9 protein-coding genes are annotated in these 12,858 nt (G+C 60.9%); all 9 read right to left on the bottom strand.

The genetic code is table 11. From position 1 onward, the window contains the following. Nucleotides 1–56 precede the first annotated feature (56 nt). Complete coding sequence (locus HU770_RS11915; RefSeq protein ID WP_033702361.1) at nt 57–947, bottom strand: response regulator; 891 nt, start codon at nt 945–947, stop codon at nt 57–59. A 165-nt stretch (nt 948–1,112) separates the two neighbouring features. Beyond that, entirely contained in the window at nt 1,113–1,883 is a 771-nt protein-coding gene (gene phoU / locus HU770_RS11910) for a phosphate signaling complex protein PhoU (RefSeq protein ID WP_033702363.1), read from the bottom strand. 94 nt (nt 1,884–1,977) lie between these two features. Further along, a complete protein-coding gene (gene pstB, locus HU770_RS11905; protein WP_033702365.1) occupies nt 1,978–2,811 on the bottom strand; it encodes a phosphate ABC transporter ATP-binding protein PstB in 834 nt (277 codons plus the stop codon). 102 nt (nt 2,812–2,913) lie between these two features. Beyond that, entirely contained in the window at nt 2,914–4,584 is a 1,671-nt protein-coding gene (gene pstA, locus HU770_RS11900) for a phosphate ABC transporter permease PstA (RefSeq protein ID WP_033702367.1), read from the bottom strand. A gap of 17 nt (nt 4,585–4,601) precedes the next feature. After that, nucleotides 4,602–6,890, bottom strand: coding sequence for an ABC transporter permease subunit (locus tag HU770_RS11895; RefSeq protein ID WP_095063938.1), 2,289 nt, complete (start codon nt 6,888–6,890; stop codon nt 4,602–4,604). A 139-nt stretch (nt 6,891–7,029) separates the two neighbouring features. Continuing rightward, nucleotides 7,030–8,028 (bottom strand): phosphate ABC transporter substrate-binding protein PstS, encoded by a 999-nt coding sequence (locus tag HU770_RS11890; protein WP_033702371.1) that lies wholly within the window; start codon nt 8,026–8,028, stop codon nt 7,030–7,032. Between the two features lie 164 nt (nt 8,029–8,192). Beyond that, nucleotides 8,193–9,704, bottom strand: a complete 1,512-nt coding sequence (locus HU770_RS11885; RefSeq protein ID WP_186663717.1) for an S-type pyocin domain-containing protein — start codon at nt 9,702–9,704, stop codon at nt 8,193–8,195. Then, nucleotides 9,694–10,167: a hypothetical protein gene (locus tag HU770_RS11880; RefSeq protein ID WP_186663716.1), complete on the bottom strand. Its 474-nt coding sequence runs from the start codon at nt 10,165–10,167 to the stop codon at nt 9,694–9,696. The genes HU770_RS11885 and HU770_RS11880 overlap by 11 nt, the downstream gene beginning before the upstream one ends. Next, nucleotides 10,164–12,740: an S-type pyocin domain-containing protein gene (locus HU770_RS11875; protein ID WP_186663715.1), complete on the bottom strand. Its 2,577-nt coding sequence runs from the start codon at nt 12,738–12,740 to the stop codon at nt 10,164–10,166. The genes HU770_RS11880 and HU770_RS11875 overlap by 4 nt, the downstream gene beginning before the upstream one ends. Nucleotides 12,741–12,858 lie beyond the last annotated feature (118 nt).

The following is a 12,858-nucleotide window of genomic DNA, read 5'->3' as shown; positions in this document are numbered from 1 at the left end:
TGGCAGCGGCCTTGCGTCGCGCAAGGCCGCACGCACCCACAGGAGGGCAGTGGCTATCAGGCGCCGGGCGTGAAGTGCTTTTGCGCGGTGCCGCGAGCAATCAGCCGCGACAGGTAATCGAGCTTCTGCGCATCCTGATCGACGAACTTGAACGTCAGTTGCAGCCAGTCGCTATCGGGCTTGGGCTCCAGCGCCGCGATGGCATGCAGGTAACCGTTCAGCCGCGCAACTTCGGCGTTTTCGCCCTGTTCCAGGTCCAGTACCGCCCCCTCTAGCACTTGCGGCAGCGCTTCGCTGCGGCGTACCACCAACAGCGCTTCCTTCAGGCTCAATGCCTTGATCACGCAAGGCTGAATCCCGCTGGCCAAGCGCAGCTGGCCTTGGCCACGGCCAGACGGTGCGGTTGTGGCTGGCGCAGGTGCCTTCGCCAAAGGCTTCACCGGCGCTGGCGCAGGTGCCGCAACCTTGGCCGCCTGAGGGTTGCCGCCGGTCAAAGCACTCAAGGAGTCATTGGCAAACGCCGAATTCACCCGCGCAGGCCCGGTTGCCATCAGGCTGTCGAGCTTGCCGATCTTGGCCAAGGCCTTCTTCACCTTGGTCAGCAACTGCTCATTGGTGAACGGTTTGCCGACGAAGTCGGAAACCCCCGCCTGAATGGCCTGGATCACGTTCTCCTTGTCACCACGGCTGGTCACCATGATGAACTGCAGGCTCTTCAATGCAGGCTGCTGGCGGCACCAGCTGAGCAGCTCAAGGCCAGACATTTCCGGCATTTCCCAGTCGCACAGGACCAGGTCGAACGGCTCCTTGCCCAACATGGCCATGGCCTTGCGACCGTTGACCGCATCGTCGATGACCATGCCGGGAAAGGCATTGCGCAGGCATTTCCTGACCAGGTCGCGGATGAACGGGGCGTCGTCCACGACCAGTACATTGACTTTACTCATCGATACTCCTCTTGAATCCCGACTAGCCTACCGGCAAGCAATGGCTATTTGCCACAACTGCGCGTGTAGCGGGACTTCTTCACACCGTTCGCGGGTGCCTGGTGGCTGCTCGACCGCAAACGAAAACGCCCGGCCTAGGCCGGGCGTTGATGCTCGGGAGCAGTACTATTTATCGTCCGGTTCAGCCGGAACATTAGCGCTTTCAGCCTCTTCGACGGGGGTGCCCTGCACTTCCGCCTTCATGCGCTTGAGGCCCATGTGGCGGACGTCGGTGCCGCGTACCAGGTAAATCACCAGCTCGGAGATGTTGCGCGCGTGGTCGCCGATGCGCTCCAGCGAACGCAAGGCCCAGATGACGCTGAGCACCCGCGAGATCGAACGCGGGTCTTCCATCATGTAGGTCACCAGCTCACGCAGGGCGGTCTTGTACTCGCGGTCGATGGTCTTGTCGTACTGTGCCACCGACAGTGCCAGGTCGGCGTCGAAGCGGGCAAAGGCGTCCAGGGCATCGCGGACCATGTTGCGCACCTGGTCGCCGATGTGGCGCACCTCGACGTAGCCGCGCGGCGACTCGCCCTCTTCGCACAGCTGGATGGCACGACGGGCGATCTTGGTCGACTCGTCGCCGATGCGCTCCAGGTCGATCACCGACTTGGAGATGCTGATGATCAGCCGCAGGTCGGAGGCCGCCGGCTGGCGGCGGGCAAGGATGCGTACGCACTCCTCGTCGATGTTGCGCTCCATCTGGTTGATCTGCTCATCGACCTCGCGCACTTGCTGGGCCAAGCCCGAGTCGGCCTCGATCAGAGCAGTAACCGCGTCGTTGACCTGTTTCTCGACCAGGCCGCCCATGGCCAGAAGGTGGCTGCGCACCTCTTCAAGCTCGGCGTTGAACTGCTGGGAGATGTGATGCGTAAGGCTTTCTTTGTTGATCATCGTTTCGCTCCGCGAAAAAGCTGCAAGCCTCAAGCCGCAAGCTTCAAGTCGTTCGTGTTATCCCTTGGCCCCCGGCCTGCGGCTGGCAGACCGACTAGCCGTAGCGACCGGTGATGTAGTCTTCGGTCTGCTTCTTCGCCGGGTTGGTGAACAGGGTATCGGTATCCCCGAATTCGACCAGTTTGCCCATGTACATGAACGCGGTGTAGTCCGAAACGCGCGCCGCCTGTTGCATGTTGTGGGTCACGATGACGATGGTGTACTTGGATTTCAATTCGTAGATCAGTTCTTCGACCTTCAGCGTCGAGATCGGGTCCAGTGCCGAGCACGGTTCGTCGAGCAGCAGCACTTCCGGCTCCACGGCAATGGTGCGGGCAATCACCAGACGTTGCTGCTGGCCACCGGACAGGCCCAGGGCCGAGTCATGCAGGCGGTCCTTCACCTCGTCCCACAGGGCAGCGCCCTTGAGGGCCCATTCGACCGCTTCGTCGAGGGTACGCTTCTTGTTGATGCCTTGGATGCGCAGGCCGTAGACGACGTTCTCGTAGATGGTCTTGGGGAACGGGTTCGGCTTCTGGAACACCATGCCCACACGACGGCGCAGCTCGGCCACGTCCTCGCCCTTGCGGTAGATGTTGGTGCCATACAGGTTGATGGCGCCCTCCACGCGGCAACCGTCAACCAGGTCGTTCATGCGGTTGAAGGTACGCAGCAGGGTCGACTTGCCGCAGCCGGACGGGCCGATGAAGGCGGTCACGCGCTGCTTGGGGATATTCATGCTGACGTCGAACAAGGCTTGCTTGTCGCCGTAGTACAGGCTCAGGCCCGGTACTTCGATGGCCACGGTCTCTTCGGCCAGGCGCAGGCTCTGCTTGTCGCGGCCCAGGGCAGACATGTCGATGCCGTGGGTATGGGATTCGTGCTGCATGGTCTCACTCCGTTTGTAGCTGCAAGCTTTAAGCTGCAAGCTGCAAGTTAGGGCAAAGCGGCACTCCTTTTGGAGCTTGCCGCTTGTGGCTTAAAGCTTCAATCAGTGGTCGAGGGCCTTGTACTTCTCGCGCAGGTGGTTACGGATCCACACTGCCGAGAGGTTGAGGGTGGCGATCACCAGCACCAGCAACAGCGCGGTGGCGTACACCAGCGGGCGGGCGGCCTCGACGTTCGGGCTCTGGAAGCCGACGTCATAAATGTGGAAGCCCAGGTGCATGATCTTCTGGTCCAGGTGCAGGTACGGGTAGTTGCCATCGAGCGGCAACGACGGTGCCAGTTTCACCACACCCACCAGCATCAACGGCGCCACTTCACCCGCAGCACGGGCCACGGCGAGAATCATGCCGGTCATCATGGCCGGGCTGGCCATTGGCAGGACGATCTTCCACAGTGTCTCGGCCTTGGTCGCGCCCAGGGCCAGGGAGCCCTCGCGCACGGTACGTGGGATACGCGCCAGCCCTTCTTCGGTGGCCACGATCACCACCGGTACCGCCAGCAGCGCCAAGGTCAGCGAGGCCCACAGCAGGCCCGGGGTACCCAGGGTCGGTGCCGGCAACGATTCGGGGAAGAACAGCCGGTCGATCGAGCCACCCAGCACATAGACGAAGAAGCCCAGGCCGAATACGCCGTAGACGATCGCCGGTACGCCTGCCAGGTTGTTCACTGCAATGCGGATCAGGCGGGTCACCGGGCCCTGTTTGGCGTATTCGCGCAGGTACACTGCAGCCAGCACGCCGAACGGGGTCACGATCACCGCCATGATCAGTGTCATCATCACGGTACCGAAGATGGCCGGGAAGATCCCGCCTTCGGTGTTGGCTTCGCGTGGGTCGTCGCTGAGGAACTCCCAGACCTTGGCAAAGTAGGTACCCATCTTGGTCAGGCCGGACATGCCGTTCGGCTGAATGGCGTGCACCACCTTGCTCAGGTTGATCTCCACTTCACGGCCGTTGCCGTCGCGCGCGACCAGGCTGTCGCGGGAGAAGGCCTGATGAAGGCCGCTGAGGCGGTCTTCGATGGCCTTGTAGCGGCTGTTCAGCTCGGCACGCTCGGCGTCCATGTCGGCCTGGGCGGCGGCGTCGAGCTTGCCGTCCAGTTCCAGCTTGCGGCTGTGCAGGCGCAGGCGCTCCAGGCCATGGTTGATGGCGCCGATGTCTTTTTTCTCGAGTTGCTGCAGCTCGCCGTTGAGCTGGTTGGCGCGCTTGAGGCGGGCCTGCAGCTCGTTCCAGGCGGCAGGGCCCTCGGCAACCACGCGGCCTTGTTCCTTGACGCTGACCAGGTAGCCGTAGAAGTTGCCCCACTCGCGACGTTCCAGCGCCATCAGGTCGGCCGGGCGTTGCTCGTCGACCAGCCACTCGCCCACCACCCAGGAGAAGTCACTGCCGTTGAGGTCGCGGTTACCGACCTTGATCAGCTCACGGGTCATGAACTCCGGGCCCTGCTCAGGTACCGGCAAGCCGGCACCTTTGAGGCGGGCACGGGGCACCTCTTCTTTTTGCACCACTTCGCCGATGACGACGTGATCAGCCTGGCCCGGCACCTTGTAGGTGGCCTGGATCAGGTCGGCCGGCCAGAAGTGGCCCAGGCCGCGCACGGCGATGACCGACAGCAGGCCGATGGTCATGATCACCGCCATGGCAACCGCGCCACCGCTGATCCAGACGCCAGGGGCGCCGCTCTTGAACCAGCCTTTGAGGGAATCCTTTTTCACGGATCTCTACCTTTCTATCAAAGCGACGAGTATTTCTTGCGCAGACGCTGGCGAATCAGCTCGGCCAAGGTGTTCATGACGAAGGTGAACATCAGCAGCACGAGTGCCGCCAGGAACAGCACGCGATAGTGGCTGCCACCGACTTCCGACTCCGGCATTTCCACAGCCACGTTGGCGGCCAGGGTGCGCATGCCTTCGAACAGGTTCATCTCCATCACCGGGGTGTTGCCGGTGGCCATGAGCACGATCATGGTCTCGCCCACCGCACGGCCCATGCCGATCATCAGCGCCGAGAAGATACCCGGGCTGGCGGTGAGGATGACCACGCGGGTCAGGGTCTGCCACGGCGTCGCACCCAGGGCCAGGGAGCCCAGGGTCAGGCTGCGTGGCACGCTGAACACGGCGTCTTCGGCAATCGAGTAGATGTTCGGGATGACCGCGAAGCCCATGGCGATACCGACCACCAGGGCGTTACGCTGGTCGTAGGTGATGCCCAGGTCATTGGTGATCCACAGGCGCATGTCGCCGCCGAAGAACCAGGTTTCCAGGTAAGGGCTCATGGTCAGGGCGAACCAGCCGGTGAACAGGATCACCGGGATCAGGATCGCCGCTTCCCAGCCATCCGGGACGCGCAGGCGGAACGACTCGGGCAGGCGGCTCCAGGTGAAACCGGCCAGCAGGATGCCGAACGGCATCAGCAGGAACAGGCTGAACACACCCGGCAGGTGGCCTTCCAGGTACGGCGCCAGGAACAGGCCGGCAAAGAAGCCAAGGATCACCGTTGGCATCGCTTCCATCAGCTCGATCACCGGCTTGACCTTGCGGCGCATGCCCGGGGCCATGAAGTAGGCGGTGTAGATGGCGGCGGCAATGGCCAGCGGTGCTGCCAGGATCATCGCGTAGAACGCAGCCTTCAAGGTACCGAAGGTCAGCGGCGACAGGCTCAGCTTGGGCTCGAAGTCGGTGTTCGACGCGGTCGACTGCCAGACATACTTGGGCTCGTCATAGTTCTCGTACCAGACCTTGCCCCACAGCGCGCTGAAGGAGACTTCCGGGTGCGGGTTCTTGAGGCTCAGCGGCAACAGCTTGCCACCTTCCTCGATGAGGATGCGGTTGGCACGCGGCGACAGGGCCAGGATGCCAGCACCCTCTGCAGCCGGCTCGACCAGCAAGGTGCGGTGCGCGGTGCTGTGGAACACACCGAGCTTGCCGTCGGCGTCGAGGGCGATGAAGCCCTTGCGGCGCTCTTCGGCATCGATCTGGACGACCGGCGCGCTGCCCATCTGGAAGCTGCGGATCAACTTGAAGCGCGACTCGCCATCGGGGTCACGGGCCATGAACCACTGGCTCAAACCACCCTTGGAGTCGCCGAAGATCAGCGAGATGCCACCGACCAGCTGGCCACTGGCCGTGATCTCGGCATTGCCATCTTCCAGCAGCTTGTAGCGGCCGTTGAGGCTTTTGTCGCGCAGGCTGAAGACGTCGGCGGTGGCACGGCCGTTGACCACATACAGCCACTGCTGACGCGGGTCGATGTAGATGGCCTTGACCGGCTCGGTCATCTGCGGCAGGTCGATACGGCTCTGCTCGCTGGTGACCTCACCGGTCATCATGTTCTCTTCGCGGGTCAGCTGGGTGACCTGCAGGTGCGAACCGGTGGAGCCCGCCAGCATCAGGTTTTCGCCGTTGACGTTGACGCTCACGTGCTCCAGCGCGCGGCCCTGGTCGTCAAGCACGAACGCGTCCTTGCCGTAGGGGTAGTCGATGCCTGGGCTGATGGTTTTCTTGTTGTCCGGGTAGGTGATCTTGTAGGTGTGGTGGAACACCAGCGCCTGACCATTGGACAGCCCCAGCACAACCAGCGGGCTACCCGGCTGATCGGTGCTGATCGAACTCACCTGGGTACCTGCCGGCAGCGGCAGGTCGACGCGCTGCAGCTCGGCACCGGTCTTGGTGTCGAAGAACAGCGCCTGGCCCTTGTCGGAAACCCGCATGCCCACCAGGTTCTGCTCTTCAAGCGCGATCATCAGCGGCTTGCCGGCATCCTGTTGCAGCCAGGTCGGCTCCAGGGCCTTCTTGCTGGTCAGTTCGGCGCCCTGGAACAGCGGCAGCACCACGTAGGCCAGGTAGAAGAAAATCAGGGTAATTGCCGCCAAGACGGCAAGCCCGCCCACCAGTACATACCAGCGGGTCAGGCGGTCCTTGAGCGCACGCATGCGGCGCTTGCGTTGCAACTCCGGCGTATTGAAATCAATCCGCACGGGTTGGGAATTTTGGGTCATGGTGGAGTTGGCCAGATCATTCATGCGCACACCCTAGCGGTCCCGTATGACAAAAACATGACAATGCAGTGACGCAAGAAAGCCCGACGCGCAGGGATCCTGGCTTCGGACTGAGAATTCGTGGAGGAGGCCGGGCATCGGTACCGGCCTCTTCCTCAGTTACTTACTTCTTTGCAACGTTACCGGCGTGGGACAGGCCCAGGTCAGCCAGGGTCTTGTCGACCACTTTGGCAGGCAGCGGGATGTAGCCATCCTTCACCACGACCTGCTGGCCAGCTTGCGACAGCACCAGCTTGATGAACTCGGCGTCCAGCGGGGCCAGAGGCTTGTTCGGGGCCTTGTTGACGTAGACGTACAGGAAGCGCGACAGCGGGTACGTACCGTTCAGGGCGTTGGCTTCGTTGTCTTCGACGAACTCGCCGCCTTCTTTCTTGGCCAGGGCGACGGTCTTGACGCTGGCGGTCTTGTAGCCGATGCCCGAGTAGCCGATGCCGTTCAGCGAGGAGCTGATCGACTGCACGACCGAAGCCGAACCAGGCTGTTCGTTGACGTTAGGCTTGAAGTCGCCTTTGCACAGGGCTTCTTCCTTGAAGTAACCGTAGGTGCCCGATACCGAGTTACGGCCGAACAGCTGCACTGGCTTGTTGGCCAGGTCGCCGGTCACGCCCAGGTCACCCCAGGTTTTGACATCGGCCTTGGCGCCGCACAGGCGGGTGGACGAGAAGATCGCATCGACCTGCGCCATGGTCAGGCCCTTGATCGGGTTGTCCTTGTGCACGAAGACTGCCAGGGCGTCTACGGCAACCGGGATGGCGGTTGGCTTGTAGCCGTACTTCTGCTCGAAGGCCTGCAGCTCGACGTCTTTCATCTTGCGGCTCATCGGGCCCAGGTTGGCGGTGCCTTCGGTCAGCGCGGGTGGCGCGGTGGAAGAGCCGGCGGCCTGGATCTGGATGTTTACGTTGGGGTATTCCTTCTTGTAGGCCTCGGCCCACAGCGTCATCAGGTTCGCCAGGGTGTCGGAGCCAACGCTGGAGAGGTTGCCCGATACACCGGTGGTTTTGGTGTAGGTCGGGATTGCTGGGTCGACAGCGGCTACCGCATTGGCGGTGGCAACGCCAGCGGCGGCAAAGGTAAGGGCCGCCATCAAACGCTTCAGTTTCATGCCTTGCTCCTAGCAGGAATATTGGGGGTGTTGGATGGATCGGGCCCAAGTATCTGCAGGCCGCATGAATACGATATGACTTCAATATGACAATTGGATGAAAGGCCATCACCGGTTGTCCGGGATGGCCTTTTCAAAATGTTGCTGGGCGAGGCGGCCGCGCGCTATAGCTCCCGGCGGTCTCTGAACATCAAATACAAAGGCGCCATACCGGACGCTGGCGGGAATACCACGATGTAGTCGTCAAACTGCACCTGAGCCAAGTTTTCGAAGGGCGCTATCAACGGGACCCTGGGCATTCTGAAGAAGCCAATGCTCGGAGGGCGCGCGAGATCCCTGGGTGCATACGGAGCGCTCCCGTTCTGCCACACCACCGTCACAGGCGAATCACCTTCGCTGGTGAACACGTATGCCTGTTGCATGGCATTCCAATCTGCGCTGCGCACCTTCACACGCGATGGGACAACCCCGCCTTGAGTGAGGGTCATGATCACATGGGAATAACGAGTGAAAGGCTTGACGCCCGTGCTTGTGGCCCCATTGGCGCCGCGCACGGTGGAGCACAGGCGCATCGGCAAAGCTATTTCAGCACGCGCTTGCGCCAATGCCACCCAGTCCTGCGGCTCGCTGTCGAACAGCTCAACCAGCGGAACCGTAAATGCAAAGCGCGGATCATCACTTGGCGTACTCAGCACGAACTCGGCAACATCTGCGAAAGAACCCGGATGCGATCCTTCCAATGAAGCCACCTGCCACTCCAGCTCAGCCACCGCCGAGCGGAAGGTCTTGTTCAAATGATGTTGCTGTTGGGCTACTTCACGGCTCAAGCCCTGTGCAGTCAACAATGCAGGGTGCAGGCTCGCCGTCTGTGCCGATGCCATTAATGTAAGCGCACCATGACCTGGGCCGGACGCACTGGCTTTGGCCAACTGGGCGATACGTCCCTCCAGGCTTTCTATCAGCGTTACGCCTCGGGCGTACAATGCGGGGTGACGCGCCTGCGCTGCGGCCAGGGCAACAGCATGACGCTGGCTGCCCACGGTGATCTCCTGGAGCACAACAGCTTGGATCGCACTGTCCAAAAATGAATTGGCGACATCGCGATGGGCCCCCTCAAACGCAAACTTGACCGACATCTGCAAGCGTTGAAGCTGGTCGACGGCGCGTTTGGCTTGATGCTGTGCCAGTACCAGAGCACGTAACGCTTCCACGCTGGCGGTAAGTTCCTGCGCTGGTGCTGCCCCGGCAAGGGTCAACTGGTGCTCCAGCGGGGCCAGCTTTTGCTCTGACTCCTGCTCGCATGAGTGGATATCGGCTACCAGTTTTCGCACTTTCTCCAGATTGCGGGTGGAGGACTGGGTGGCGCGCTGTTCACGGGTCAGCGTTTGGCGAACCGGCGGTGGTTGCAAGGGCTGGCCTTTGAAGGCCGCACGACCGTTTTGGTGGTGCCAGGCTTTAACTGTTGCAACTATATGTTCAGGGGAGTTGGTATTGCCGGTTTCATCGGCGTTTGAGTAGAACAGAAGGTCGCTGCCGGCGGGGTGGCTGACTATCTGATCAAAGTGGGCGATCAGCTCGTTGTGCTCAGCGCGCAGGCTTTCAATACCCCATATCGCATTAACAAGCGCCAAGAAAGTGTGTTCTTCATAATCTGATAATAGATTTTCAAGCTTCATGTTCTTTCGTCCTCAATATAATTGCGGACGTTTGTAACTCAGCGGTATATTGATACATCAATTCGATGTCTGCGAAGCCCTTGGAGGCGAGGCCGTACGCATCCCAACCACCCGTTTTACCTATGGGATGCGGCAAAGCGACGGGGCCTCGAGAGCGAACAGGACTGCCCCAAACATCTCGAACAGAACGTTGAGTTGGGCAGCTATAAGGCTCGGACAAAAGGTCGCTGAATACGGGCTCGAATTCTACACGCTTGATGACAGTTACGATAACAGCTTTCATCACTTTCGTTTCTGCATCGAATTTATAGCTGACTCCAGGCTCAGGCTCCAGGTAAAACTCTGTGTCTCCTGGGTAGAGCGTTATAATAGGCAAGCCCGGGTCAAGCCCAAGATCAAGTAGCACGGTATGAGTCTTATTCAAACATCTCAACCAGTGCTCGACTTCGACACGTCTTTTCATGGATTCACCCGTTTAATGAAGTCTTTAAGCAAACTCGTAAGCTCTGCCTTGACCCCCTCAACTCGCTCAGGCGGAAGTCCAGGCCTAAGCGCCTCGACATTACTCGCCACGGCGGCAAAGAGATCGGCGGCATCTAGCGCTTGTTTTGCTTTAGTGTTCCGCCCACCATACGTTTCACTATGCTTTCTATGTACCTCTGTGGGTATCACGACCGCAGGAGCCTGCCTAAGTAATGCCCTGAGCTGATAAGGTGATAAATCCGGCATAATATCATCGACCCAAAGCTTTATCGCACCTTGTGCTGGAATATGGTCCACATCCATATCATCTCTAATACTTCTACGCTCCAAGTCACCATAGACGCCCGTTTCGGTAATTTCTGCCGGCTCATTATTAACCAGCCCCGGCTCAGGTAGATTTCCCTCACCTCCGAACCCAGGAATTATGGCCCCAGTCTCGCCAGGATTCTCGCCGGGAAGTATTTCAATACTTGGCCCCAGCGGATCAGTCGGTGAACCGGGCAAGATATCCGGCAGGGCTGGCGCCACGGGCAGAAGCGTCGAACCCAACATCTGCGCCCCAGGCGCCACCAGCGGCGTCCATGTACGCGGGGGCTGGCCTTGCACTATCCCAGCATCAAACGCCAATGCCACACCGCTGGCGAACCAGGGTTCGAATGGCTGGACGACCGTCAGAACGCCCTGGGTGCTCCCAGGGCTGTGGATACTCAGCTGGTCGAGGTCGTAAAGCCCGGAGCCCACCCCGGCTGCAGCGAGATGACGCAGTTCGAACTCACTTCGCGAACCGGCCCAGCTTGCTTTCGGAGCTACCGGAGGAAAGCCGTTGAGAATGCGCCGCTGATTCAGTTCATCGAATTGCCCAAGCAGTACCTGGTCTGCCGCGACCGCCCGCCATACCGCGCTTTCGAAGGCCGGCATCGCCGTGAAGACTCGGTTACGCAGCTGGTCTGCCACCTGTTCAGGCAAGCCAACACCGGCCGCTGCTCCGCCAACGGACCACCAGTTGGCATCAGCCGCCACGCCTTTACCGCTGACGATGCCGGTACCCGCCGTCGGTAGTGCAAACGAGAAATATTGGGCTGGCTGACCAGGGATGCAGACAATGCAATCATCAAAGCGAAGGTCGACGCCTGCGCCTACTTCAGTTGTCTGCGGCGCTAACGTCAGTACCCTGCCGCCTGGCGGGCTTTCTTCCGACACCGCCGTGCTGCCCAGCACGATGGATTTGCCGGTGGGCGTCTCGGCATTGACCCGATAAGTTTCGGTAAGGGGATCGAACAAAGCATTCCTGACCCGAACATCAGCTGCGATGCCTGACCCGGTGGAGGCCACCGCGATGGCGCTGCCACCCGCCAGGTGCTCGATCTTGATGCGATTATCGAGGCGGGCTGAACCGCCCGCATCCGCAATTGACTGCAGGTCCTGACCGGCCGCGATGCCCATCAGGTCTGCACGTACACCCAAGCCTTCGAGGTGACGCCTGCGCTGAGCGGCGGTCAACTCGCCATCACCCAGCGCTGGGGCGTACAACATGGCAGTCGCCGTCAGGCTGACTGCCTGGCCTAGACGAATCGCTGCAACCCTTAGTACTTCCTTCGCAGCACTGGCAATGGCTTGCTCTATGGCTGCAGCCAAGTCTGCCGCAACCTGCGCCCCCGCCTGGCTGAGCAGTACCCCGCCCGCCTGCGCAGCCGAAACGGGGGCGGTAACCGTAGCGGCCTGCCTCAGCCGCTGCAGACGACGGTCTTGATCCGCCTGTTGCTTGTGGCGAACCCGGGCCTCTCGTTGCTCGGCGTACTGGTGCTCACGCTCCCATCTGGCCTCAAGGGCACGCCAATGCACCTGCTGTTGGGCATGCTCGGTGGCCAATGCTGCAGCACGCTGTTCAAGCTGCCCGATTGCCTCACTCAGCAGCCGTGCTTCCTGAGTTGCCACGTAAGCGGCTTCCCAATCGCGATGCAGTTGCTGCATCTGCACAGTCGAAGAAAGGTTTGAAACAAGGTTGGCGTAGGCTTCTGCCGTCATGTCCGGACCGGCGAAGGCCTTGGCAAAAGCCTGCTGCCGTGCCAGGTCAAGCTGCTTGGCGGCAATCAGGTCGATCGTTTCGTTTCGCGCCTTGGTGATCAAGTACAGCTGCCAGCGCTCGCGGCCATCAGACTTTGGAGGCCTGCGTACTGCGTTGATCTCTTCCTGGAGTGCTTGGGCCAGACCTTGCATCCGGCCAGCGAAGTGAGCATCAAGCTGCGCGCGGCGCGTCTCTCGTGCCTGGCCATAGGCCGCAACCTGCTGGCGATGTGCAAGGGCCAGTAATTCGGCATGAGCCGCCGCCGCGGCCGCCTGGCGCGCCTGTTCTTCAGCCCTTGCCCGAGCCAGTGCAGCGGCGCGCTCTGGCTCGTTTTTTCGGCGGCGCCGACTGGACCCGCCAAAGCCTCCGCCGAAACCGCCGCCGCCGCCAAGGCTGAAAAACCCTCCCCCGCCGCCGCTGGAGGCGGAAGAGCCTGGAGTGATGACCACATCACCCGTCGAGTTATCGTTAAGTGTGTTCTGAGCCATACAGAGTCTCCTTATCTGCATGGCTCAAGTTGCCTGTTAAGTTTCAGGCAACTGCACTACATAGAGCGCTACATCGAATCGCTTATTTCAATTCATTTCAGCCCATTAAATACGTTCA

The sequence above is a fragment of the Pseudomonas sp. SWRI68 genome (assembly GCF_014269165.1).
In the GTDB taxonomy this organism is placed as follows: domain Bacteria; phylum Pseudomonadota; class Gammaproteobacteria; order Pseudomonadales; family Pseudomonadaceae; genus Aquipseudomonas; species Aquipseudomonas capeferrum.
The sequence above is the reverse complement of the archived record's forward strand: the minus strand, read 5'-3'. Positions and strand labels throughout refer to the sequence as shown.